The sequence below is a fragment of the Hydrogenophaga sp. 2FB genome (assembly GCF_005503365.1).
Lineage (GTDB): Bacteria > Pseudomonadota > Gammaproteobacteria > Burkholderiales > Burkholderiaceae_C > Hydrogenophaga.
Window position 1 is genome coordinate 12497 of record NZ_SCML01000017.1, and the last position, 23535, is coordinate 36031.

21 protein-coding genes and 1 pseudogene are annotated in these 23535 nt (G+C 65.8%); 15 read left to right on the top strand and 7 right to left on the bottom strand.

Translation table 11 applies throughout. The features are described from left to right. The first annotated feature begins 6 nt into the window (after positions 1-6). The 7 genes from FFS09_RS11790 (at position 7) to FFS09_RS11820 (ending at position 9270) form a co-directional block, all read left to right on the top strand. Positions 7-540, top strand: a complete 534-nt coding sequence (locus FFS09_RS11790) for a type II secretion system protein M (protein WP_252374336.1) — start codon at positions 7-9, stop codon at positions 538-540. After that, positions 537-1331, top strand: coding sequence for a type II secretion system protein N (gene gspN, locus FFS09_RS11795; RefSeq protein WP_137919070.1), 795 nt, complete (start codon positions 537-539; stop codon positions 1329-1331). Before FFS09_RS11790 ends, gspN begins: the two co-directional genes overlap by 4 nt. Positions 1332-1383: 52 nt before the next feature. After that, positions 1384-3585, top strand: coding sequence for a type II secretion system secretin GspD (gspD, locus tag FFS09_RS11800; RefSeq protein WP_137919071.1), 2202 nt, complete (start codon positions 1384-1386; stop codon positions 3583-3585). Positions 3586-3595: 10 nt separating this feature from the next. Beyond that, positions 3596-5038, top strand: coding sequence for a type II secretion system ATPase GspE (gene gspE, locus FFS09_RS11805; protein WP_137919072.1), 1443 nt, complete (start codon positions 3596-3598; stop codon positions 5036-5038). 31 nt (positions 5039-5069) lie between these two features. After that, on the top strand, positions 5070-6299 hold the full coding sequence (gene gspF / locus FFS09_RS11810; RefSeq protein WP_137919073.1) for a type II secretion system inner membrane protein GspF: 1230 nt from the start codon (positions 5070-5072) through the stop codon (positions 6297-6299). Positions 6300-6301: 2 nt separating this feature from the next. Then, the gene (locus FFS09_RS11815) at positions 6302-7198 is read left to right on the top strand and encodes a 5'-nucleotidase (protein ID WP_137919074.1); all 897 of its coding nucleotides are present in this window, start codon (positions 6302-6304) and stop codon (positions 7196-7198) included. 344 nt (positions 7199-7542) lie between these two features. Further along, a complete protein-coding gene (locus tag FFS09_RS11820; protein ID WP_252374338.1) occupies positions 7543-9270 on the top strand; it encodes an ABC transporter ATP-binding protein/permease in 1728 nt (575 codons plus the stop codon). Here FFS09_RS11820 and FFS09_RS11825 read toward each other — a convergent pair. Beyond that, entirely contained in the window at positions 9243-10148 is a 906-nt protein-coding gene (locus FFS09_RS11825; RefSeq protein ID WP_137919075.1) for a LysR family transcriptional regulator, read from the bottom strand. The genes FFS09_RS11820 and FFS09_RS11825 overlap by 28 nt on opposite strands. Positions 10149-10267: 119 nt before the next feature. Here FFS09_RS11825 and FFS09_RS11830 point away from each other — a divergent pair, with 119 nt between their 5' ends. Both FFS09_RS11830 and FFS09_RS11835 read left to right on the top strand, forming a co-directional pair. Continuing rightward, entirely contained in the window at positions 10268-11284 is a 1017-nt protein-coding gene (locus tag FFS09_RS11830) for a Bug family tripartite tricarboxylate transporter substrate binding protein (RefSeq protein WP_137919076.1), read from the top strand. 11 nt (positions 11285-11295) lie between these two features. Further along, positions 11296-12582, top strand: a complete 1287-nt coding sequence (locus tag FFS09_RS11835; protein ID WP_137919077.1) for an FAD-dependent oxidoreductase — start codon at positions 11296-11298, stop codon at positions 12580-12582. Positions 12583-12642: 60 nt separating this feature from the next. Here FFS09_RS11835 and FFS09_RS11840 read toward each other — a convergent pair. The 6 genes and pseudogenes from FFS09_RS11840 to FFS09_RS11865 all read right to left on the bottom strand — a co-directional run. Beyond that, positions 12643-13188, bottom strand: a pseudogene (locus FFS09_RS11840) (HlyD family type I secretion periplasmic adaptor subunit); the annotation flags it as partial. A gap of 166 nt (positions 13189-13354) precedes the next feature. Further along, on the bottom strand, positions 13355-14002 hold the full coding sequence (locus FFS09_RS11845; protein WP_137919079.1) for an alpha/beta hydrolase family protein: 648 nt from the start codon (positions 14000-14002) through the stop codon (positions 13355-13357). Between the two features lie 2 nt (positions 14003-14004). Next, entirely contained in the window at positions 14005-14823 is an 819-nt protein-coding gene (locus FFS09_RS11850; protein WP_137919080.1) for a hypothetical protein, read from the bottom strand. A 285-nt stretch (positions 14824-15108) separates the two neighbouring features. Beyond that, positions 15109-15549 (bottom strand): hypothetical protein, encoded by a 441-nt coding sequence (locus FFS09_RS11855; protein WP_137919081.1) that lies wholly within the window; start codon positions 15547-15549, stop codon positions 15109-15111. 411 nt (positions 15550-15960) lie between these two features. Further along, complete coding sequence (locus FFS09_RS11860; protein ID WP_137919082.1) at positions 15961-16590, bottom strand: response regulator; 630 nt, start codon at positions 16588-16590, stop codon at positions 15961-15963. Then, positions 16568-17716 (bottom strand): hybrid sensor histidine kinase/response regulator, encoded by a 1149-nt coding sequence (locus FFS09_RS11865; RefSeq protein WP_137919083.1) that lies wholly within the window; start codon positions 17714-17716, stop codon positions 16568-16570. Before FFS09_RS11865 ends, FFS09_RS11860 begins: the two co-directional genes overlap by 23 nt. A 159-nt stretch (positions 17717-17875) precedes the next feature. Here FFS09_RS11865 and FFS09_RS11870 point away from each other — a divergent pair, with 159 nt between their 5' ends. Genes FFS09_RS11870 through FFS09_RS11895 form a run of 6 tightly spaced genes read left to right on the top strand, consistent with a single transcriptional unit; the run spans position 17876 to position 23532 of the window. Beyond that, complete coding sequence (locus FFS09_RS11870) at positions 17876-18319, top strand: hypothetical protein (RefSeq protein WP_137919084.1); 444 nt, start codon at positions 17876-17878, stop codon at positions 18317-18319. 59 nt (positions 18320-18378) lie between these two features. Continuing rightward, positions 18379-18741, top strand: coding sequence for a response regulator (locus tag FFS09_RS11875; RefSeq protein ID WP_137919085.1), 363 nt, complete (start codon positions 18379-18381; stop codon positions 18739-18741). Positions 18742-18771: 30 nt separating this feature from the next. Then, positions 18772-20889 carry a chemotaxis protein CheA gene (locus FFS09_RS11880; protein ID WP_137919086.1) on the top strand — a complete coding sequence of 706 codons (2118 nt, stop codon included), beginning with the start codon at positions 18772-18774 and terminating at the stop codon, positions 20887-20889. A 9-nt stretch (positions 20890-20898) separates the two neighbouring features. Then, on the top strand, positions 20899-21789 hold the full coding sequence (locus tag FFS09_RS11885) for a CheR family methyltransferase (RefSeq protein ID WP_137919087.1): 891 nt from the start codon (positions 20899-20901) through the stop codon (positions 21787-21789). Further along, the gene (gene cheD / locus FFS09_RS11890; protein ID WP_137919088.1) at positions 21776-22426 is read left to right on the top strand and encodes a chemoreceptor glutamine deamidase CheD; all 651 of its coding nucleotides are present in this window, start codon (positions 21776-21778) and stop codon (positions 22424-22426) included. The genes FFS09_RS11885 and cheD overlap by 14 nt, the downstream gene beginning before the upstream one ends. An 11-nt stretch (positions 22427-22437) precedes the next feature. Then, positions 22438-23532 carry a protein-glutamate methylesterase/protein-glutamine glutaminase gene (locus FFS09_RS11895; RefSeq protein ID WP_137919089.1) on the top strand — a complete coding sequence of 365 codons (1095 nt, stop codon included), beginning with the start codon at positions 22438-22440 and terminating at the stop codon, positions 23530-23532. Positions 23533-23535: the final 3 nt, after the last annotated feature.

The window sequence follows — 23535 nt, forward strand, 5'->3', positions numbered from 1 at the left end:
AACACCGTGGCCACCACCCAACCCACCTCTCCTGTCGCCCGGTTCACACTGGCGCTGTCCGCCGCCTTGTCACGCCTGTCGCCACGCGAACGCAGCGCGGTCACCATCGCGGCCTGGGTCATCGGCCTGGGCCTGCTCTGGTGGCTGGCGGTGGCCCCGGCCATCAACACCCTGAGTCAGGCCCCGGCACGCCATGCCCGGGTGGACACACAACTCGCACAGATGCAGCGCCTGGCCGCCACCGCCGAATCGGTGCGCGGCCAGAGCAGCGCCCAACCACCCGGGCGCGACGAAGTGCTGCGCGCGCTCGAAACCGCCACCAACGGCCTGGCCGGCACGGCACAGCTGTCCGTGCTTGGCGATCGCGTCACGATCACGCTGCGCAACACGCCGCCCGAAGCGTTGGCGCAATGGCTGACGCAGGTACGCATCAACGCCCGCCTGCTGCCATTGGAAAGCAAGATCACCCGCGAAGCCGGCAGCCCCGGGTGGAGCGGCACGCTCGTCCTGACCGGCCCCGGTCTGAGCGGCACCCCATGAACGGCGTGTGGCCCGTGCGCCTGGCCTGGATCGGAGGCCTGCTCGGCCTGTTAGTGGCCTTGATCGTCTTTGCCCCCGCCCGCTGGCTGGCCAGCAGCGTGACCTCGGCCACCAACGGCCAGTTGCAGTTGCTCAACGCGCGCGGCACGGTGTGGAACGGCCAGGCCGACGTGGTGTTCACCGGTGGCGAAGGCAGCCGCACCCAGACCGCGCTGCCCCAGGGCATGTTGTGGCGCCTGGCGCCCACGCTGGCGTCGGGCCGGCCCGCGGCGGCGCTGCGGCTCGAAGCCCCCTGCTGCACGCCCGAGCCGATGGACCTCACCCTCATCCCGCGCCTGGGCGGCGCGGAACTGCGCATCGCCAAGTCCACCAGCCTGTGGCCGGCCGAGCTGCTCGCCGGTCTGGGCACGCCCTGGAACACGCTGCGCGTGGAAGGCCAGCTCGCCCTGCACACCGACGGCATGACGCTGCGCTGGGACCAGGGCCGCACCAGCCTGCAGGGTGAGGCCTCGGTCGAAGCCCTCGACGTCGCTTCACGCCTCTCCACCCTGCGCCCCCTGGGCAGCTACCGCATGACCATGCGCGCCGAAGCCGACGGCAACACCACCACGCTGGACCTGCAAACCCTCAGCGGCGCACTCAGGCTGCAAGGCGCCGGCAGCTGGGTCGGTGGGCGTCTGCGTTTCCAGGGTGCGGCCGAAGCCGAGCCCGGCGCCGAAACCGCATTGGGCAACCTGCTCAACATCATGGGCCGACGGCAGGGCTCGCGCTCGCTGCTCAGCATTGGCTGATGACCTCATCAAGCGCCCACACGCCACCCCTCAACCAAGATACGATCCGCACATGAAACCGAACCCTCTCCGAGTCGCTCCGGGCCGTGCTGCCCACGGCGGCGTGCTCACGGTACTGGCGCTCGCTCTGTGTCTGGCATCGGGAAATGGCATTTCACAAACTGGCGCGCGCGCGGCCAGCGAGCCCGTGGTGCTCAACTTCGTGGGCGCCGAGATCGAATCGGTGGCGCGCACCATGGCCACCATCACCGGGCGCAACGTGGTGGTCGATCCGCGCGTCAAGGGCACGGTCAACCTGTCCACCGAGCGGCCCGTCTCCCCCACCGCCGCGCTCAACCAGTTCGCGGCCGTGCTGCGCCTGCAAGGTTTCTCGATCGTCGATACCGGGGGTCTCTACAAGATCGTGCCCGAGGCCGACGCGAAGCTGCAGGGCAACGTGGTGAGCGCCGGCGCGGTCTCGGCCCTGCCCGCGTCCAACACCGTGGTCACGCAGATCTTCCGGCTCAACCACGAGTCGGCCAACAACCTCGTGCCGGTGCTGCGCCCGCTGATCGGGCCGAACAACACCATCAACGTCAACCCCGGCAACAACTCGCTGGTCATCACCGACTACGCGGACAACCTGCAGCGCATCGGCCGCATCATCACCGCGCTCGACGTGGCCGGGGCGACCGACGTGGAGGTCATTCCACTGCAACACGCGGTGGCGGCCGACCTGGCCGCCCTGGTCACGCGCCTGATCGACCCGGCGGCCGCCGGCGGCGCGGGACAGGCCGACCCCTCGTACAAGACCACGCTGGTGGCCGAGCCCCGCAGCAACAGCCTGGTGCTGCGCGCGGCCAACCCGGCGCGCGTGGCGCTGGTGCGCGCACTGGTGGTGAAACTGGACCAACCCTCGTCGCAAAACGTGAGCGGCAACATCCACGTGGTGTACCTGAAGAACGCCGACGCCACCTCCCTGGCCGCCACGTTGCGCGCGGCCATCTCGGGTGAATCATCGGGGGGGCTCAGCGGCATCAGCAGCGGTAGCCCTCTCAACCGCGCGGGTCTGGCCCTGACGCCGACCGGCGCCAACGCCACCTCCATGACGACCGCCAGCAACGCGGCCACGGCATCGGTGTCCCCGAGCGCCGCGCCCTCGACCGGTGGCCAGATCCAGGCCGACCCGGCCACCAATTCGCTCATCATCACCGCGCCCGAACCGCAATACCGCCAGTTGCGCGCCGTCATCGACCAGCTCGATTCGCGCCGCGCGCAGGTGTACGTGGAAAGCCTGATCGCCGAGGTCAATGCCGAAAAGGCGGCCGAGTTCGGCATCCAGTGGCAGGGCGCGCTCGGCAACAACGGCGACCGCGTGATCGGTCTGCTCGGCACCAACTTCGGCACCGCCGGCCGCAACATCCTCGAACTCGCCCAAGGCAACGCCACGCCAGCGCCTGGCCTCAACGCCGGCCTGGCGCGCCGCACCAACGGCGTGTACGTGCTCGGTTTCCTCGCGCGTTTCCTGCAGGAGAACGGCGAAGGCAACATCCTCTCCACCCCCAACCTGCTCACGCTGGACAACGAAGAAGCCAAGATCGTGATCGGCCAGAACGTGCCTTTCGTGACCGGCCAGTTCACCAACACCGGCGCCAACAACGGCTCGGTCAATCCGTTCCAGACCATCGAGCGCAAGGACGTGGGCCTGACGCTGCGGGTCAAGCCGCAGATCAGCGAAAACGGCACCATCAAGATGACCATCTTCCAGGAGGTCAGCAACGTGGTGGCCTCCTCGGTCAACTCGACCACAGGGCTGATCACCAACAAGCGCACCATCGAATCCACCGTGCTGGTCGACGACGGCGCCATCGTGGTGCTCGGCGGCCTGCTGCAGGACGAATACGCGGGCAACCAGGAGAAGGTCCCAGGCCTGGGCGACGTGCCCTTTGTCGGTGGCCTGTTCCGCAGCGAAACGCGCTCGCGCCGCAAAACCAACCTCATGGTGTTCCTGCGCCCGGTGGTGATGCGCGATGCGCGCGAAACCAGCACCCTGGCACTCGATCGCTACGAGCTCATGCGCTCGGTGCAGAAGGACTCGCAGCCCAAACAAAGCGGCGTGCTGGGCGTGAACGAATCGGCGATCATGCCGCCACAAGCGCCACCGGGCACGTTCCCCGCGAACCGCGAGGGCCAGCCGCCCGTGCGCTCGCTGGCCGACCCGCTCACGACGCCGCCGGTGAACCCGCCGCCGCAAACGCCGGCGCCGCAGCGGTGAGGCCGCGGCCGTGAAGTACCCGCTGCCTTATGCCTTCGCCCGTGAGCACCACTGGCTCATCGAGGACGACGGCACCACGCTGACCCTGCTGGGCAGCAGCACGCCGGCCAGCGACTCGGGCGCGCAGACGCGGCGCCTCTCGGCGCTGTCCGAAATCCTGCGCCAGCACCCGGTGAACGACATCCGCTGGGAAAGCGGCGACGTGCTCAAGCAGCGCATCAGCGCGGCGTACGCGCAAGGCGAATCGAGCGCGGCCGCGGTGGTGAGCGAGGTGCAAAGCGATGCCGACCTCAGCCGAATGATGCAGGACCTGCCGGCGATCGAAGACTTGCTGGAGACCGCCGACGACGCGCCCATCATCCGCATGCTCAACGCGCTGCTCACGCAGGCCGCGCGCGACGGCGCGAGCGACATCCACATCGAACCCTACGAACGCCATTCGAGCGTGCGCTTCCGTGTGGACGGCACCTTGCGCGAAGTGGTGCAACCCAACCGCGCGCTGCACGCCGCGCTGATCTCGCGCCTGAAGATCATGGCCGAGCTCGACATCTCCGAGAAACGCCTGCCGCAAGACGGCCGCATCTCGCTGCGCATCGGCACGCGCGCGGTCGACGTGCGCGTGTCCACCCTGCCCAGCGCGCATGGCGAACGCGCCGTGCTGCGCCTGCTCGACAAGAGCGAGAGCAAGCTCAGCCTGGAAGCCGTGGGCATGCAGGGCGACGTGCTCGGGCGTTTTCGCAAGCTCATCGGCCAACCGCACGGCATCATCCTCGTGACCGGCCCGACCGGCTCGGGCAAGACCACCACGCTCTACGCCGCGCTGCAACGCCTGGATGCCAGCACGCAGAACATCATGACGGTGGAAGACCCGATCGAGTACGAGCTGCCCGGCGTGGGGCAGACGCAGGTGAATTCGCGCATCGAACTCACCTTCGCCAAGGCGCTGCGCGCCATCCTGCGCCAGGACCCGGACGTGATCATGATCGGTGAGATCCGCGACTTCGAAACCGCGCAGATCGCCATCCAGGCCTCGCTCACCGGCCACCTCGTGCTCGCCACGCTGCACACCAACGACGCCCCCAGCGCCGTGACCCGCCTAACCGACATGGGCGTCGAGCCCTTCCTACTGAGTTCGTCCCTGCTGGGCGTGCTCGCGCAGCGGCTGGTGCGCAAGCTCTGCCCGCACTGCCGCCGCCAGGACGACAAGGGCCTGTGGCACCCGGTGGGCTGCGAGCATTGCAACCAGAGTGGCTACAAGGGCCGCACTGGCATCTACGAGCTGATGGTGGCCGACGACCAGATCCGCGCGCTGATCCACAACCGTGCCGCCGAAAGCCAGGTCTATGTGGCGGCCGAGGCTGCTGGCCTGCGCTCCATGCGTGCCGATGGTCAGCGGCTGATCGACCAAGGCGTCACTTCGCCCGAAGAGGTCATGAGCGTGACGCGCGACTGAACAGGCCGGCACCTACGCCCATTCGACCCACATGCCCGCCTACACCTTCGAAGCCCTCGACGCACAGGGCGCCACGCAGAAAGGCCTGATCGACGCCGACACCGCGCGCGCGGCGCGCAGCATGTTGCGCGCACGTTCGCTGGTGCCGCTGCTGGTCGAGCCCGCCATGGGTGCGGCAGGCGGCGCATCGTCCAGGGGCTTCAACATCACGCTCTGGGGCGGCCGGGCCTTCAGCGCCACCACGCTCGCGGTCTGGACGCGCCAGCTCGCCGGCCTGGTCTCCGCCGGTTTGCCGCTGGAGCGCGCGCTCTCGGCGCTGACCGAAGAAGCCGAAGACGAGAAGCAGCGCAACCTCATGGCCTCGCTGCGCTCCGAAGTCAATGCCGGTTCGCCCTTTGCCCGCGCGCTGTCGCAACACCCGCGCGAGTTTTCGCCCATCTACACCGGCGTGATCGCCGCGGGCGAACAGAGCGGTCTGCTCGGCACGGTGCTCGAACGCCTGGCCGACGACCTCGAATCGCGCGAAGCGCTGAAGAACAAGATCGTGGCGGCCTCGCTCTACCCCGCCATCGTCACGCTGGTGGCGATCGTCATCGTGGTGTTCCTGGTGTCGTACGTGGTGCCGCAGGTGGCCAACGTGTTTGCCGGCAGCAAGCGCGCCCTGCCCTTCCTCACGGTGGTGATGCTCGGCCTGAGCGACTTCGTGCGCTCGTACGGCTGGCTCATGCTCGCCGTGCTGGTGCTGGGCGTGGGCGGCGTGGTGTTCGCCCGCCGCAACGAAGCCATCCGCCTGAGCATGGACGCGACCTGGCTGCGCCTGCCCCTCGTGGGCCGTCTGGCGCGCGGCTACAACGCGGCGCGCTTCGCCGCCACGCTGGCCATGCTGGCGGCCGCGGGCGTGCCGATCCTGCGCGCGCTGCAGACCGCCGCCGACACGCTGTCCAACCAGGCCATGCGCGCCGACGCGCTCGACGCGCAGGTGCTGGTGCGCGAAGGCGCGCCGCTGGCCTCGGCGCTGGGCAGCAAGAAACGGTTTCCGCCGTTGGTGTCGATGTTCGCGCGCCTGGGCGAACAGACCGGGCAGTTGCCCGCCATGCTCGAACGCGCCGCCAAGCAACTCGGCGACGAGGTGCAGCGCCGCGCCATGCACATGGCCACCATCCTGGAGCCACTGCTGATCGTGGGCATGGGCCTGGTGGTGATGCTGATCGTGCTGGCCGTGCTGATGCCGATCATCCAGCTCAACCAACTCGTGACCTGAACATGGGTGTTTCCCTTGACGGCAAGCTCGTCGTCGCCATTTCCTCCCGCGCCCTGTTCGACTTCGAAGAAGAGAACCGCCTGTTCGAAACCGGCGATGACCGCGCCTACATGAAGCTGCAGCTCGACCGTTTGGAACAGCCCGCGCTGCCCGGCGTGGCGTTCTCGCTGGTGCACAAGCTGCTCGCGTTCAACGATGCCGACGCGCAGCGCGTGGAAGTGGTGATCCTCTCGCGCAATGACCCGGTCTCGGGCATGCGCGTGTTCCGCTCGGCCAAGCACTACGGCCTGCCGATCCAGCGCGGCAGCTTCACGCGCGGCCAGCCGCCCTGGCGTTACCTGCGCCCGCTGCGCGCCAACCTGTTCCTCTCCACCCACCTGGCCGACGTGCGCGCCGCGCTCGAAGCGGGCGTGCCCGCCGCGCAGGTGTACCCGCAGTCGGTGCACGCAAGCACCGAACACCCGAACGAAGTGCGCATCGCCTTCGACGGCGACGCCGTGTTGTTCTCCGACGAGGCCGAGCGCGTCTTCCAGGCGCAGGGCCTCTCGGCGTTCCAGGAGCACGAGGCCAGCAAGGCCGCGTTGCCGCTCGCGGGTGGCCCGTTCAAGCCCCTGCTCGAAGCCCTGCACCGCCTGCAAAGCGAGGGCACGCCGCTCATGCGCGTGCGCACCGCGCTCGTCACCGCGCGCAGCGCACCGGCGCACGAGCGCGCCATCCGCACGCTGATGAACTGGAACATCGACGTCGACGAAGCCATGTTCCTCGGCGGCCTGCCCAAGGGCGAGTTCCTGCGCGAGTTCGAGCCCGACTTCTTCTTCGACGACCAGACCGGCCACATCGAGTCGGCCGCGCTGCACGTGCCCGCCGGGCACGTGGCCAGCGGCATCAGTAACCGTTAAACACCCCCTGCGCCGCTGCGCGGCTTCCCCCCTCCGTGGCGCGCCTTCGGCGCTTCGAGGGGGGGACGGAACCTCGGGCCGGCGTAGCCGGACCCTTGGTGCCCCTGGAGGGCTGCCCCTCCCGCCTGCCTCGATGTGTATTCGGCTCCGTGTTTGAAGGCCTACTCCGCTAAGCCTGGCCTCAGCGTGCGCGCCATGCGACCCGCTACGATGCGCCTTGACTGGGCGCCGTCTGCGCCCGACCTTCCCTGGGCCCCTTCATGACGACGACAACGATGCCAACCGACGCCGCCCCCCGCCCCGCCAGGCTCTGGCCCACGCTCAAGGGCATCGGCGCTTTCGCCATGCCGTACTTCCAGTCCAACGAGAAGTGGCGCGCGCGTGGCCTGTTGCTGGCGGTGGTGCTGCTCAACCTCGGCACGGTCTACATGCTGGTGCAGATCAACGAGTGGTACCGCGTGTTCTACGACGCGCTGCAGGCCAAGGACCAGCCGGTGTTCTGGCAGCAGATCGGGCGCTTTGGCTGGCTCGCGCTGATCTACATCGTGCTCGCGGTCTACAAGTTCTACCTCACGCAGATCCTGCAGCTGCGCTGGCGCGTCTGGCTCACCGACCACTACATGGGCCGCTGGCTGGCCCACAAGGCGTTCTACCGCATGGAGCTGGCGCGCTTCACCGACGACGAACACGGCAACCCCGACAACCCGGACCAGCGCATCCAGGAAGACCTGAACCTCTTCACCAGCTACACCGTGACGCTGTCCATGGGCATGTTCAACGCGCTCATCACGCTGGTGAGTTTTGTCGGCATCCTGTGGACGCTCAGCGGCTCGCTCAGCTTCACCGCGCCCGCCTTCTTCGGCGGTGGGCAATGGGAGATCGTGGGCTACATGGTGTGGGCCGCGGTGCTGTACTGCGTGATCGGCAGTGCCATCGCGCACTGGATCGGGCGGCCCCAGGTGCGGCTGAACTTTCAGCAGCAGATGCTCGAAGCCAACTTCCGCCACCACATGGTGCGCGTGCGCGAGTACAGCGAATCGATCGCGCTCGACGGCGGCGAAGGCGTGGAGCGCCGCCACCTCGACCTGCGCTTCGCGGACGTGATGGGCAACTACTTCAACCTCATCCGCAACCAGAAGCAACTCACCTGGTTCAGCAGCTTCTTCTCGCAGGCCGCCATCATCTTCCCGATGATCGTGGCCGCGCCGCGTTACTTCAGCGGCGCGATCCAGCTCGGCCAGCTGATGCAGATCAACTCGGCCTTCGGGCGCGTGCAGGACTCGCTCTCGTGGCTGGTCGACAACTACATGGCGCTGGCGGTGTGGAAGGCCACCACCGACCGTCTGATCGGCTTCGAGAAGAGCCTGCAGCACCAATCGGAAACGCGCGACGACCTGTCCCTCACCGAGTCGTCCGATGGCATCACCGCGCAAGGCCTCACCGTCGCGCTGCCCGGCGGCAGCACGCTGCTGGCCGGCGTGGACCTGAGCGTGAAGCCCGGCGACACGGTGCTGCTGCACGGCCCCTCGGGCAGCGGCAAGTCCAGCCTGTTCCGGGCGATCTCGGGCATCTGGCCCCACGCGCTGGGCCGCGTGGGCTTGCCAAAGAACGCGATGTTCATTCCGCAGCGGCCCTACTTCCCGGATGGCCGCTTGCGCGACGCGCTGGCCTACCCCGACCCGGCCGACCAGTACACCGACGCCGAACTGAAGGACGCACTCGACGCTGCGCTGCTGCCCGCATTGGCCGACGAGCTCGACCGCGAAGACGCCTGGGGCCAGAAGCTCTCCGGCGGCGAACGCCAACGCCTGGCGATTGCGCGCGTGATGCTGAAGAAACCGGCCTGGGTGCTGGCCGATGAAGCGACCAGCGCGCTCGACGAAGAGGCCGAGGCCACGATCTATCAGCGCCTGGTCGACCGGGTGAAGCAGGCGCATGGCGCGATCGTGTCGATCGCGCACCGCTCCACGCTGGCGGCACACCACCGGCAGCGCTGGACCTTGCGGGCCAACGCGCTGGATGCGGAGAATGGCAACGGCGCGCGCTACCGCCTGGACGTGTCGACGGGCTGACGCGCGGCCAAGCGGCGAAAGCGCTTGACCAGCTCGTCTTCCAGCGCCGAGCTGGGAAAGTTCGGGTTGCGCAGGCGGTAGATCTTGTGCACCGGCGCGCGGCGGATCGGGCGAAAGCTCAGCTTGTCGCTGGTCCAGGCCCGCGCCGTGAGGTTGTCGACCACCGCGATGCCGCAGCCCGAGGCCACCAGCGCACAGGCCACCTGACCCGAGCGCACCTCGATCTGCGAGCGCGCGGTCTGCAACTGCTCGGGCAGCGCCATGTCGACGAACAGCCCCTGCGGCGTGTCCGGGCTGAAGGCGATCAGCGTCTCACCCAGCACCTCGCGAAGTGACACGCTCGCCGCCTTCTCGAACCGGTGCCCCTTGGGCATCACGCAGCTCAGCGTCCATTGCCCCACCACCTCGGACACCAGCGGCGGGTGGTCGATCGGCAGGTTGCTGAAGCCCACGTCGGCTTCGCCGCGCGCGAGCAGGCGCGTCATGTCGCGCTTCAAATGCGATTCGACGTGCAGCTTGGCCTCCGGAAAATCCGCCACCACGCTCGCGATCGCATTGGGCAGCAGCTCCAGCACGAGGCTGGGGCTGGACAACACCCGCAAGGTCTGGCCGCCGCCCGCGCGCAGCGAACCGGCGCGCTCCTTGATGCGGTTCACGCCGAGGTACACCTGCTCCACCTCGGCAAACAGCGCGTGCGCCTCCGGCGTCGGCTGCAGGCGCCCCTTGTTGCGTTCGAACAAACGCACACCCAGCTGCAACTCGATATGCCCGAGCATGCGGCTGATACCGGGCTGCGACACGTGCAGCAGCCTGGCCGCATCGGTCACCGAACCGGCCAGCATGGTGGCCCTGAAAACTTCGATCTGCCGCAGGTTCATGGGGCCCTCGCCGGGTCTTTGCACCGCATAACCCCGTGTTATGCGGATCGGAAGCAATGGTATTGGATTGTTAGGACACGGCTGCTTAGCATTCGCCGGACCATTCCAGGAGACATGACATGACCGACCAAGACACCACCACCCCCTTGCAGCCCCTGCGCCGCCGCGACTTCCTGCTCGGCGCCAGCGCGCTGACCGGCAGCCTCGCCGCCGCACCGCTCACCGCCCTGGCCAACACCGACTGGCCCACGCGCCCGGTGCGCATCGTCGTGCCCTTCGCACCCGGGGGCGGCGCCGACAGTTCGGCGCGCGTGCTGGCCGAACTGTTCGGCAACACACTGGGGCAGGCCTTCATCGTCGACAACAAGCCCGGCGCGGGCAGCGCCATCGGCGTGAACCACGTGGCGCAGAGCAAGGACGGCCACACGCTGCTGATGGGCAGCAACAGCATGGTGATCAACTCGCTGCTCGTGCCCAACATCGGCTACGACGTGAACAAGGACTTCGACGTGGTCGGCATGGTGTCCGACCAGCCGCTGGTGCTCGTGGTGCCGAGCAACTCGTCGCTGCAATCCATGAACGACGTGATCCGGGAGGGCAAGGCCGCGCCCGGCAAGCTGACCGCGGGCAACAGCGGCAACGGCACGTTGGCCCACCTCACCGCCGAGATGTTCGCGGGCGAGACCGGCATCGAATTCACCCACGTGCCGTACAAGGGCGAGAGCGCCATGATGCCGGACGTGCTCGCCGGCCTCGTGTCCCTGGGCTTCCTGAACCTGCCCAGCGTGCTGCCGCACATCCGCGCGGGCAAGCTGCGCGCCATCGCGGTCTCGTCGCCCAAGCCGGTGGCCGACCTGCCGGGCGTGCCCACGCTGCGTTCGCTGAACTACCCGAGCCTGGAAGTGCAAGGCTGGGCCGCGCTGTTCGCGCCCAAGGGCAGCATCCCCGCCGCGGGCCTGGCCAAGCTGGAAGCCCAGCTGACCCAGGCGCTGCAGTCCGACACGGTGAAAACCAAATTCGCCTCCATCGGCGTGGCACCGGTGCTGCAGAACCGCGCGCAAGCCGGCCAGTTCATGCGCAGTGAGATCGATCGCTATGCCGCGGTGATCAAGGCCCGCGGCATCAAGGCGAACTGAGACCCCCGACCATGCAACAAGCGACGACGACACCCGACGTCCTGGTCTGCGGCGGCGGCCTGGCCGGCACCATGGCTGCCATCGCCGCGGCGCGCCAGGGCGCCAGGACCCTGCTGGTGGAGCGCTACGGCTTCCTCGGCGGCAACGCCACCGGCGGCGCGGTCGCGCAGTTCAACTGCTGGCAGACCGCGGCGGGCCGCCGCGTCATCGCCGGCCTGGCGCAGGAAGTGGTGGACCGGCTCGAGGCATACGGCGCGGCGCGCCCGCACGATGTGTTCGTCATGTCCACGGGGCACCCGATGGACCGCGTCGAATACGCCACCGAGGTGCTCAAGCTCGTGCTCGACGACATGGTGACCGACGCCGGCGTCACCACCCTGCTGCACACGCAGGTGCTCGACGTGACGGCGCAGCACGACCGCATCGAGCGCGTGCGCCTGCTGACCAAGAGCGGCATCGTGGACGTGCAGCCGTGCGTGGTGATCGACACCTCGGGCGACATGGACGTGCTGCACAAGGCCGGCGCGCGCTTCCTGGGACTGGACGAAGGCGACAACCTGCAGCCCGCGACCATGATGTTCCGCTTCGGCCCGATCGACTTCGAGCGCCTCGACGCCTTGTCACCGCAGGACATCCAGAAACTGGCACGCCAGGGTTTCGAGTCCGGTGAACTGGCGCGCGAGGCGCTGCACCTGGCACGCGATCCGTTTTCGCAGGATGCCTGGTTCAACATCAGCCGCCTGGGCATCGACGCCACCGACACCTATGCCCTGAGCCGTGCCGAGATGGAAGGCCGTCGCCAGGCCTGGCGCGCCGCGTTGTTCCTGCAGCGCGCGGTACCCGGCTGCGAAGCGGGTCGCCTGCAGGCCTTCGCCACCCAGGTCGGCATCCGCGAGACCCGGCGCATCCACGGCGACCACGTGCTCACGGCCGAAGAACTCGTGCAGCCACCGCCGTTCGACGACACCATTGCGCTGGGCGCGTACCCGATCGACATTCATCCGGCTGCCGGTGGCGCGTTGATCTACACGCCCATGGGCGACGACCACGCGTACCAGATCCCTTACCGCAGCCTGATCCCGCAGGGTTTGAGCAATGCGTTGGTGGCCGGGCGCGGCATCTCGGCCACGCACGCGGCGCTGGCCGCGATCCGCGTCATGACGATTTCCATGGCGGTGGGGCAGGCGGCGGGCACGGCCGCAGCACAGGCGTGCGCGGCGCACGGCGGCGACGTACGGGGCGTGAACGCGGGCGCGTTGCGGAGCAGTTTGTTGGCGCAGGGTGCGTTGTTGACGTAGCGGACCTGGCGCGCGTGCCCTCACCCCAGCCCGCTCCCAGAGGGAGAGGGAGTGAAGGCCTCATCGCTCGCGCAAGCTCTCACTCGTGTGTTGCAGCAAGGGCGCCAGGAAATACTCGATCACCCGCCGCTGCCCGGTCTTCACCTCCACCGTCACGGCCATGCCCGGGCTCAGCCCCACCTCGGTGCCATCGACCATCAAACGCGTCCTGGCCATGCGCACACGGCTGGAGTAGATCAAGCCGCGCTTCTCGTCGTTGATCGCGTCGTGCGACACCGAAGACACTTCGGCGTCGATCGTGCCGTACTTGGTGTACTGGAAGGTCTCGATCTTCACCTCGGCCTCCTGCCCCGCTTTCACGAAGCCGATGTCCTTGTTCTCGAAGAAGGCTTCCACCTCCAGCGGGTTGTCGCTGGGCACGATCACCATCAGCGGCTGCGCCTCGGTGACCACGCCGCCTTCGGTGTGCACCGACAACTGCTGCACCGTGCCGTCCACCGGAGAGGCCAACGGCGGCAACGCGCTCCTGGTGCCAGCCACTTCGGTGCGGGTGTTGAGGATGTCACCCAGTCGCTGCACCGAAATGCCGGTTTGTTGAAAGTCCGTCCACAACTGCGCCAGGCGCATCACCGGTTGCGCCACTTGCCCGGCCAGCATGTTGAAGGCGATCAACTGGCCCACGCTGAGCTGGCCTTCGATCACCAGCTTCGCGCCGAAATACAGCGTGGTGGTGTGCGCGAACACGTAGCTGCGCAGCGCCGTCAACGTGACTTCAAAGATGACGACCACCGCGAAACCGAGCGCGATCACGTCCAGCGTGGTGTGGCCCCGGTGCACCAACACCTTGTCCATCACCACCTGGAAGAACACCCGCGCCATTGAAGGTGTAGGTGCTGGTGATTTGTTGCGCGGTGCCGTCTTGCTGGCGGAGCAAGTTAAACGCTGTGGCGAGGTGACCGCCCAGGCTGTAGCCGGTGACTGTGTAGACCGCGTAGGGTGGCAGCTTGCCGCTGTCTTTCAGACCTTGAAACCAGGCTTCCATGTCGGCAATCTGGCCGAACGCCCAACCGTGCTCTTTGATTTCCAGCGTGTTGGTTGCCTGGTTGTCTCGCGCTGCGTCGTCGGCGAATTCGGTGGAGCGAAAGCTGAGAACAAACTCGCCCGTCTCATTGCTTTTGAACAGCGTTCCGCTGAAACCTGTGGTGGTGTTGCTCACGTGGTCGACCACACTCCATCCTGTTAACGCATCCGTGAATTTTTCGGCCTGAATTTCTGTGAATTTGCTCGAACGGTTGTTACCTCGAATCAATGCAGCTTGAATAGCCAACCGATTCTGAAATTCAACAACCCCGAGATAGTCCGCTTCCGCAGCCATTTGAACGGCGGAAAACTTAAGCAAATCAGAAGAAATGGTTGTCACAATTAATTGCCCCCTGTTGGTTTAACAATTTTTTGCACAAATCGAGCTGTGTGTCCGTAAGCCCGATCTTCGTTGCCACAAGAACTCGCACCAAGCCAAGGTGCTCTCCCGTCCTCGGTACTGCCAAGGAGATGATCAAAGATATATCCTCGCTTTACTCCTAGAATTTCTCCGGTTGTTGTGTCAATAATTTGAAGTACACCTCCTGCAATCCAATTTCTTCTTTCTTCTTCCGTTGAAACATCTTGATAGTCAACCGCAAAACGGAATTTGGTATGCGTGCCGTTAATTTGTGTCAACTCCACATATTCATTTCCAGCCTTGGATTTCTTGATCAAGGCTTCGTATCGAGAGATATTTCCACTTTCTTGTTTTGCATCGACGTATTGATAGTTCTTTTGCAAGTTGCTTGATGGCGTAGATTTCAAAAATGAAAGAATAAATCCCTCCCCGCCCAAATCATTGCCATATGGATCGTTCATTTCGAATTGATTGGAAGAATTTAACCGCCGAGGTCGAATCTTCAACAAAAGTACACCTTCCTCACCTTCGACAGTTCGATAAATATTCTCCCCGGCCGTTTTGCATCGCTCATCAAACAACGCCTTGGCCACCGCAAAGCGCTTTCGATATTCATAGCTGCGATAAATCGAAGGTCCAAGAGCGGCAACCGGCACGGCCAGCACCAGTGCCACGCACATGGCTTTGCCAGCCCCGGTCTTTGGCTTCGAGATCGCCAGCCAGAGCCCGATGGCAATCAAGCCCCAAAAAATCCAACCTATTCCTCGGACCACATCGGCCCCAATGCCCAATTCAAGCATGTGCACCCTCAATCAAACGAAAAATTTCGAATAGAAAAGCAAGCGTCACGGTACGTGCGAGTCCTGTGAATTCACATCCCACCTCAGCACTCACCATAGATGAAAGATGGACCCTCCAATACCGGCTAGGGGTATCGATATCTACCCATTTTGGGGATGTAGCGTGTACTCAAAGCAAGCCAACCGATCCGCAGCCAAGCGAGCTTCGTCCGCAGGTGACGGCCTTCGCCAGGAAAATGAATGGAGGACTTGTCCGATATTCACTCACGAAAACCACGACCTTTCTCACTCAAGCACAAGAGAATAAGTCTTCGCCTCCGAGCGAATACCAGCATCCTTGTACACAATCAGCGCCGATTTCAGATCTCGTAACGCTTGCAATTGAAATTGCGCCATGGATACTGACATTTCAATTTCCAACAACTTTTTCCGTTCCCAACAATGTTTCTTTTTTTCATCTTTTCCGGATTCAAGCGAAAGGAGTCTTACCTGCATCAAATCTTTCTGCCAATAAAAATCCCAAACCGTAATACCCGTCAGGTCACCTTTTGGATTCTTGGGATCGATTTCTGCATAGAACTGTCGCAACCAGATATTGGTTTCACGGTCAATGGTCCAGACATCTGACGGATCGGTTGCGTTGGCTCTCTTTGGCCGCTTGTTCAATTCATTGAAGTGGTATTTGTTGAAATCTCCGGCGGAGATGTATTCATTGACGAAAGCCATGGTGTCTCTCCTCAAGATCCGCTGCGCGCGGCCGCAGCAAGCCCTGCGCGCACCTTCTGTGCGGGGCGACCATGTCCGCACTGCGGTCGCGAGACGTACACGTGCTGACGAAGCTGTTGAACCATGTTGCTCCCCCTCTCACGGCGGCCTTTGTCCAAAGCCTGAAGTCCGTAAATATAGTTTTTTTGCCTCAAGAAAATCAACAAAACTAATACTTTTTTGCGATTTAAAAATCGAAAAAAGAGTGTTTTGACGTACTTGTCGCGGGAGCCTGCGGGGAGCAGCTCAAAGGGGAAGGTGAACTTGAACGCGCCCCCTCACCCCAGCCCTCTCCCCAGAGGGGCGAGAGAGCAAGAAAGACCAGGCGTTCGAGAACCCGAGGGAAGCCGCGTCAGCGGCGCAGGGGCGTGTTCACACGATTCCGTTGCGGATCGCGTACACCGTGAGTTCGGCGTTGTTCGCCAGGTGCAGTTTCTCCAGAACGCGCGCGCGGTACACGCTCACGGTCTTGGGGCTGAGCATGAGTTCTTCGGCAATGTCCGACAGCTTCTTGCCCGACGCGATCTTCTGCAGCGTCTGCAGCTCGCGTTCGGACAGGCTGGCGTGCAGCTCTTCGCTTTCGGGCGCGTTGAGCGTGTCCACCAGCATCTGCGCCACGTCAGCCGTCACGTACTTGCGGCCCTGCATCACGGTGCGGATGGCGGCCACCAGCTCGGCCGGCTCGCCGGCCTTGTTGAGGTAACCCCGCGCGCCCGCGCGCAGGCAGCGGATGGCGTACTGGTCTTCCGGGTACATCGAGACCACCAGCGTCTTGACGCTGGAGCCCTCTTCCTTCAGCGTGCCCAGCACCTCCAGGCCGCCGCGCCCCGGCAGGTTGAGGTCGAGCACCAAGACGTCGCACTCGACCTTGCGCATGACATCGCGCAGCTCCGGGTAGCTGCCGGCTTCGCCCACGACCTGGATGTCGGTGGCCTCCGAGATGGTGTCGCGGATGCCCCGACGCACCATCGCGTGGTCGTCACACAAAATCACTTTGATCATTCGATTCCTCGCCGGCCTTCGCCGCGTTGTCCGGGTTGTGTGGTGTGTGCAAGGGCACCGACAGGATCACCGAAGTGCCCTTGGGCGACGAGCTGACGTCGAGCCAGCCGCCCACCTTGGCCGCGCGCTCGCGCAGGCCGAGCAGCCCGAACGACTTGGCCTTGCGCAGGGCATGCGCGTCCAGGCCCTTGCCGTTGTCGGTGACTTCCAGCGTCAGCACGCCTTCGCCGTCGCTCAGGTCGATGTCGACCGCGCTGGCCTCGGCGTGTTTGCTGATGTTGGTCAGGGCTTCCTGCGCGGTGCGGTAGGCCACCAGTTGCACTTCGCGCGGCACGTCGAGCGTTTCGGACGAGCGCCGCACCACCACGCGCAGGCCGGTGCGCCGCTCGAAACTGGCGGCCAGCCAGAGCACCGCGGCGACCATGCCCTGGTCGAGGATGGGCGGGCGCAGGTTCATCATGATGCGCTGGCTCGCGTCGAGCGCGTGCTGCAGCATTTCCATGGCGGAGCCCAGGTGGCTTTGCGCGGAGGCGTCTTCCGTGCGCCGGCCGATCAGGGCCAGGTCGAGCTTGACGGCGGCCAGCGCGCCGCCGATGTCGTCGTGGATCTCGCGCGCGATGTCGGCGCGCTCCTGCTCGATGCTGGTCTGCAAGTGCTCGGCCAGTTCGGCCAGGCGCCTGCGCGACTCGGCCAGCTCGGCGTCGGCGGCGTCGGCGGCGCGCCGGGTTTGCGACACCTCGATCGCGCGCTGGATCACGTGCGAGAGGCGGTGCATGCTGTCCTTGAGCAGGTAGTCGCTCACGCCGCGGTGCATGGCGTCCACCGCCGCGGCCTCGCCAATGGCACCGGACAGGATGATGAAGGGCACCCGGATGCCCATCTCGCCCACCACGTCCCAGGCGTCCATGCCGGTGAAGCCGGGCAGGTGGTAGTCGGCCAGCACCACGTCGTAGTGCGCTGTCTGCAACTCGTGGCGGAACTCGTCCACCGTGTCCACCAGCACCACCTCGCTGGCGAGCTGGCTGCGTTGCAGCGCGAACTTCACCAGCGCGTGGTCCACGCGCGAGTCTTCGAGGTGCAGGATGCGAACAGGGGGTTTGTCCGGGGTCTCAGGAGGTCCGCTCATGGTGTGGAAGTGAGGTGGTGGTGGCCACTTTGCGTCCAGGTGCTGGGATGGCAAGCGGGAAATTGGTGCTGAATTCGGCCCGTTATCTGCCGATACAGCGTCAGGCAGCTGCCGAAAATTGTAATACCCGCTCCTTCAGCGAACCCGCACACGCCCGTCATGGAACAAACAACGATGCAGCAGACTTCCCCCTCTGTCTCCCTGCCCGTGAATCTGGTGGCCGATCTCCAGGATGCGCTGCTCATGGCGATGACCGATCTTCAGCGCCTGGAAGGTCTGCTGGACCACGCCACGAGCAACCTGCTCGAGCGCTTTGGCTCGGCCAACCAGGCATTGAGCCACCTGAGCGCCGAGCGCGCCGACGAGCTGGGCCCGATCCGCCACAACCTGCACCAGGCCGTGACCGAGCTGCAGTTCCACGACATGGCGACCCAGTTGATCGTGCACACCGGCAAGGTGCTGCAGAGCTGCGCCTGGCGCCTGGCCGATCAGGCCATGGAGCCCGAAGACGACGAGCTGCCGCTCGAACTGGACCCGATGCCCGAGCGCCCCAGCCCGGTGACCCAAAGCGAGATGGACGCCGGCTCCATCGACCTGTTCTGAGCACAGGCCGATTCAAGCCCCCGACCCACTTGCCGATATCTGAACAAACGGAGTAAGCCATGCGATCGATTCTTGCCGTAGATGACTCGGCTTCCATGCGAAAAATGGTGTCATTCACCCTCACGGGGGCGGGCTACCACGTGGTCGAAGCCGTGGACGGGCAGGACGCCTGGGACAAGGCCCAGAAACACAGCATCGACCTGGTGCTGACCGACCAGAACATGCCCAACCTGGACGGGCTGGGTCTGACGCGCAAGCTGCGCGAGCACCCCAAGTTCAAGACCGTGCCGATCCTGATCCTGACCACCGAGTCGAGCGATCAGATGAAGCAGCTCGGCCGTGCCGCGGGCGCCACCGGCTGGATGGTCAAGCCGTTCGACCCGACGCGCCTGCTCGAGGTCATTCAAAAAGTCATTCGTTGATGCCGAACGCCAAGCTACCAAGGAAATCCCATGGGTGAAATGATGAACGAAGGCCAGAGCCTGGGCAACGACATCGACCTGAGCCAGTTCTACCAGATCTTCTTTGAAGAAGCGGGTGAGAACCTCGACCAGATGGAGCAGATGCTGCTCGCGCTCGACCTGGAGAAGGCCGACGACGAGGAACTCAACGCCATCTTCCGCTGCGCGCATTCGATCAAGGGCGGCGCGGCCACGTTCGGCTTTGCCGATGTGGCCGAACTCACGCACCAGATGGAGTCGCTGCTGGACAAGTTGCGCCGCCACGAACTGACGCCGACCTCCGCGATGGTGGACGTGCTGCTGGAATCGTCCGATGCGCTGCGCGGCCTGCTGGGCGCGCACCAGGGCCGCGGCGGCGAAGCACCGGCCACGGCGGACCTGGTGGCGCGCATCAGCGTGCTGGCCCACGGCGAGGACGCCGAAGAGGCCGTTCTGGCGCCCGAGCCCGTGCCCGTGATCGTGGTCGCGGCCCCCGCGCCCGCACCGCGCAAGGCCGCCAAGAAGGTCGAACGCGATCTGGAAATCCACATCGGCCCGCTGGAGAATCCGGCCCAGGCCGACGGCATTGCCGAGCTGTTCCGCGACATTCCCGGCCTGGGCACCGTCGAGGCCATGGCCTGCGACATGAGCACGCACCGCGTCTGGCGCGCCCGCACCAGCGCGAGCGACGGCGACCTGATGGACCTGTTCACCTTCCACGTCGGCAAGGACGAGATCCGCATCGTCGACAACAGCGCCGGCGCCGAAGCCAGCGCTGCGCCGGCGGCGACGGAAGAGGAAGAACTCATGGGCACCGGTCACCCGAACCCCACCACCGAAGGCCGCGACTACGGCTTCTTCGACGGTGCGCCAGGCGTGCCTACCCCCGCCGCGGCGCCCGTGGCCGGCAAAGCCGGAACCGGCAAGACCGACGCGCGCGCACCCGCTGCCGCGGGCGCCGGCCTGGAATCGAGCACGCTGCGCGTCTCGGTCAGCAAGGTCGACCAGCTCATCAACCTGGTGGGCGAACTCGTGATCACCCAGGCCATGCTGGCGCAGAAGAGCCGCGAGCTCGACGACGCGAGCAACCAGCCGTTGCTGGCCGGCCTGGCCGACCTCGACCGCAACACCCGCGACCTGCAGGAAGCGGTGATGTCGATCCGCATGATCCCGATGTCGGTCGTGTTCAACCGCTTCCCGCGCATGCTGCGCGACCTCGCGAGCAAGCTGGGCAAGAAGGTCGAGCTGGTCACGCAAGGCGAATCGACCGAACTCGACAAGGGCCTGGTGGAGAAGATCACCGACCCGCTGACGCACCTGATCCGCAACAGCTGCGACCACGGCATCGAGATGCCCGAAGACCGCCGCGCCAGGGGCAAGTCCGAACACGGCACGATCACGCTCTCGGCCTCGCACGAAGGCGGCTCGATCCTGATCGAGGTGCGCGACGACGGCAAGGGCCTCTCGCGCGAGAAGCTGTTGAAGAAGGCGCGCGAGAAGGGCATCGACGCACCCGACTCGCTGACCGACACCGAGGTCTGGAACCTGATCTTCGCGCCCGGCTTCTCCACCGCCGAGGAAGTGACCGACGTGTCCGGCCGTGGCGTCGGCATGGACGTGGTCAAGAAGAACATCGCCGCGCTCAACGGCACGGTGGAGATCGCTTCGGCCGAAGGCGTGGGCATGCGCGTCTCGGTGCGGCTGCCGCTCACGCTGGCCATCATGGACGGCATGTCGGTGCGCGTCAGCGACGAGGTGTACATCCTGCCGCTGTCCAACGTGATCGAGTCGTTCCAGATCAAGCCCGAGGACATCAACACCATGGCGCAGGACGCGCAGGTGGTGAAGGTGCGCGACGAGTACATGCCGGTGGTCGAACTGGAGCGCGTGTTCCAGGTGCCACGCTTCGAGCACAGCGACACCAGCCCCATCATGGTGGTGGTGGAAGCCGAGGGCGCGCGCGTGGCGCTCATGGTCGACGAGTTGCTCGGCCAGCAGCAGGTGGTGATCAAGAACCTGGAGTCGAACTACCGCAAGGTGCCCAACGTGTCGGGCGCGACCATCCTGGGCGACGGCAAGGTGGCGCTCATCCTCGACACCTCCGGTCTGGTGCGCCGCACCCGCCACTGACGCCACCCCATGCTGCTGCAGACCACCGCCCCCAAGCGCGCGCCACTGCCCTCGGGCCGGGCCAGCGTGCCCGCACCCGATGACGGCCCGTTGACCGAAGGCCGCGAGTTCGTCTGGTCCGACGCCGACTTCGCGCGCGTCAAGGCGCTGATCTACAAGAAGGCCGGCATCAGCCTGCACGACGGCAAGCACGCCATGGTGTACAGCCGCGTCTCGCGCCGCCTGCGCGAAACCGGCTATGACAGCTTCAAGACCTACCTCGACTGGCTCGAACAGCACGACGGCGCCGAGTGGCAGGAGTTCATCAACGCGCTCACCACCAACCTCACCGCGTTCTTTCGCGAGCAGCACCACTTCGGCATCCTGCACGACCTGCTGGCCGCCAAGCGCGCGCAGCCCTGGCGCATCTGGTGCTCGGCCGCGTCCACCGGCGAAGAGCCCTACTCCATCGCCATGACGGCCACCGAGGCGCTGGGCCCGTCGGGTTCGTTCGAGATCGTCAACAGCGACATCGACACCAAGGTGCTGGCCACCGCGCAGCGCGGCGTCTACAAGGCCGACGGCGTCAAGGGCCTGAGCCCCGAGCGCCTGCAGCGCTTCTTCATGCGTGGCAAGGGCAGCAACGCCGGCCTGATGCGCGTGAAGCCCGAGCTGCAGAAGCACCTGCAGTTCCAGGCCGTCAACCTGATCGAGAACCTGCCGTTTCGCGAACCCTTCGACGTGGTGTTCTGCCGCAACGTGATGATCTATTTCGACGCACCCACGCAGCGCGCCGTGCTCGAACGCATCCACCGCGTGATGAAGCCCGGCGGCATGCTGTTCGTGGGCCACGCGGAGAACTTCAGCGACGCGCGCCAGCTGTTCGCCCTGCGCGGAAAGACCGTGTATGAACGGATTTGACGCCATCGCCACGCGCGTCCCCGGCTCGCGCGTCGACGCCCTCAAGGCCCGCGCGCCCAAGCCCGGCGAGGCGAGTTTTTTCTACCACGACCACCACTTCAAGCACGACGCGGTAAAGGTGTTGCCGGGCGAGTACTTCGTGACCACCGACGACCTGGTGGTGATGACCGTGCTCGGTTCGTGCATCGCCGCCTGCATCTGGGACCCGCGCGTGCGCGTGGGGGGCATGAACCACTTCATGCTGCCCGACGGCGGCAACGACGCGAGCGGGCGCTACGGTTCGTACGCGATGGAATTGCTGATCAACGAAATGATCAAGCTCGGCGCTCGGCGCGAAACCCTGCAGGCCAAGGTGTTTGGCGGCGGCCAGGTGATGAGCAGCTTCACCACCATGAACGTGGGCGAGCGCAACACGCAGTTCGTGCTCGACTACCTGCAGACCGAACGCATCGCCGTGATCTCCAAGGACGTGCTCGACATCCACCCGCGCAAGGTCTGCTACTTCCCGGCCACGGGCAAAGCCATGGTCAAGCGGCTGGCGCACTCGCACCCCGAAACACTCGAAACACAGGAACGCAAGGGCAGCGCGGCCGTGGTGGCCAAGGCCACCGCCGGCGGCTCGGTCGACCTGTTCTGACTGAAACAACCATGGCCAAGATCAAAGTGGTGGTGGTGGACGACTCGGCGCTGGTGCGCAGTCTGCTCACCGAAATCATCAACCGCCAGCGCGACATGATCTGTGTCGGCGCGGCCAGCGACCCGCTGGTGGCGCGCGAGATGATCCGCGAACTCAACCCCGACGTGATCACGCTCGACGTGGAAATGCCGCGCATGGACGGGCTCGAATTTCTCTCGCGCCTGATGCGCCTGCGCCCGATGCCGGTGGTGATGGTCTCCACCCTCACCGAGCAGGGCGCCGAGACCACGCTGCGCGCGCTCGAGATGGGCGCTGTCGACTTCGTGGCCAAGCCGCGCATCGGCATCAGCAGCGGCTTGAGCGAACTGGCCGGCGACATCGTGGAGAAGATCCGCACCGCCGCCGCCGCGCATGTGAAGCGCATGGCCTCGCCGCCCGCCAGCGCCGCCACGCCGCCGGCCGGCAGCGCGCACCACGAGCCACCACGCGCCGCGCTGCCCCGCGTGGCGACGGAAAAAATCATCTGCATCGGTTCGTCCACCGGCGGCACCGAGGCCATTCGCGAGGTGCTGATGCCCATGCCGGCCGACGCGCCCGCGATCGTCATCACGCAGCACATGCCGCCGGGCTTCACCACCAGTTTTGCCAACCGGCTCGACACGCTGTGCCGCATCCGCGTGGCCGAAGCGCGCGATGGCCAGCGCATCCTGCCGGGCCATGCCTACATCGCCCCGGGTGGCCGGCACCTGCGCATCGACCGCAGCGGCTCCAACTACGTGGCCGTGGTGGAAGACACCGAACCGGTCAACCGCCATCGCCCTTCGGTGGAGGTGCTGTTCAAGTCGGCCGCGCGCGTGCTCGGCCCCAACGCGCTGGGCATCATGCTCACCGGCATGGGCGCCGATGGCGCTGCCGCCATGCGCGAGATGAAGGACGCGGGCAGCTACAACTACGTGCAGGACGAGGCCAGTTGCGTGGTGTTCGGCATGCCGCGCATGGCCATCCAGCACGGCGCGGCGCACGAGGTGCTGCCGTTGAACCAGATCGCGAATGCCGTGTTGACGCGCCTGGCGAGCTCGCCTTCAGGTGTGCGACATCGGATTTGATGT

Coding starts and splice junctions, on each gene's coding strand:
- gspN (WP_137919070.1), top strand. CDS start 537: ATGAACGGCGTGTGGCCCGTGCGCCTGGCCTGGATCGGAGGCCTGCTC.
- gspD (WP_137919071.1), top strand. CDS start 1,384: ATGAAACCGAACCCTCTCCGAGTCGCTCCGGGCCGTGCTGCCCACGGC.
- gspF (WP_137919073.1), top strand. CDS start 5,070: ATGCCCGCCTACACCTTCGAAGCCCTCGACGCACAGGGCGCCACGCAG.
- FFS09_RS11815 (WP_137919074.1), top strand. CDS start 6,302: ATGGGTGTTTCCCTTGACGGCAAGCTCGTCGTCGCCATTTCCTCCCGC.
- FFS09_RS11820 (WP_252374338.1), top strand. CDS start 7,543: ATGCCGTACTTCCAGTCCAACGAGAAGTGGCGCGCGCGTGGCCTGTTG.
- FFS09_RS11825 (WP_137919075.1), bottom strand. CDS start 10,148: ATGAACCTGCGGCAGATCGAAGTTTTCAGGGCCACCATGCTGGCCGGT.
- FFS09_RS11830 (WP_137919076.1), top strand. CDS start 10,268: ATGACCGACCAAGACACCACCACCCCCTTGCAGCCCCTGCGCCGCCGC.
- FFS09_RS11835 (WP_137919077.1), top strand. CDS start 11,296: ATGCAACAAGCGACGACGACACCCGACGTCCTGGTCTGCGGCGGCGGC.
- FFS09_RS11850 (WP_137919080.1), bottom strand. CDS start 14,823: ATGCTTGAATTGGGCATTGGGGCCGATGTGGTCCGAGGAATAGGTTGG.
- FFS09_RS11855 (WP_137919081.1), bottom strand. CDS start 15,549: ATGGCTTTCGTCAATGAATACATCTCCGCCGGAGATTTCAACAAATAC.
- FFS09_RS11860 (WP_137919082.1), bottom strand. CDS start 16,590: ATGATCAAAGTGATTTTGTGTGACGACCACGCGATGGTGCGTCGGGGC.
- FFS09_RS11865 (WP_137919083.1), bottom strand. CDS start 17,716: ATGAGCGGACCTCCTGAGACCCCGGACAAACCCCCTGTTCGCATCCTG.
- FFS09_RS11870 (WP_137919084.1), top strand. CDS start 17,876: ATGGAACAAACAACGATGCAGCAGACTTCCCCCTCTGTCTCCCTGCCC.
- FFS09_RS11875 (WP_137919085.1), top strand. CDS start 18,379: ATGCGATCGATTCTTGCCGTAGATGACTCGGCTTCCATGCGAAAAATG.
- FFS09_RS11880 (WP_137919086.1), top strand. CDS start 18,772: ATGGGTGAAATGATGAACGAAGGCCAGAGCCTGGGCAACGACATCGAC.
- FFS09_RS11885 (WP_137919087.1), top strand. CDS start 20,899: ATGCTGCTGCAGACCACCGCCCCCAAGCGCGCGCCACTGCCCTCGGGC.
- cheD (WP_137919088.1), top strand. CDS start 21,776: ATGAACGGATTTGACGCCATCGCCACGCGCGTCCCCGGCTCGCGCGTC.
- FFS09_RS11895 (WP_137919089.1), top strand. CDS start 22,438: ATGGCCAAGATCAAAGTGGTGGTGGTGGACGACTCGGCGCTGGTGCGC.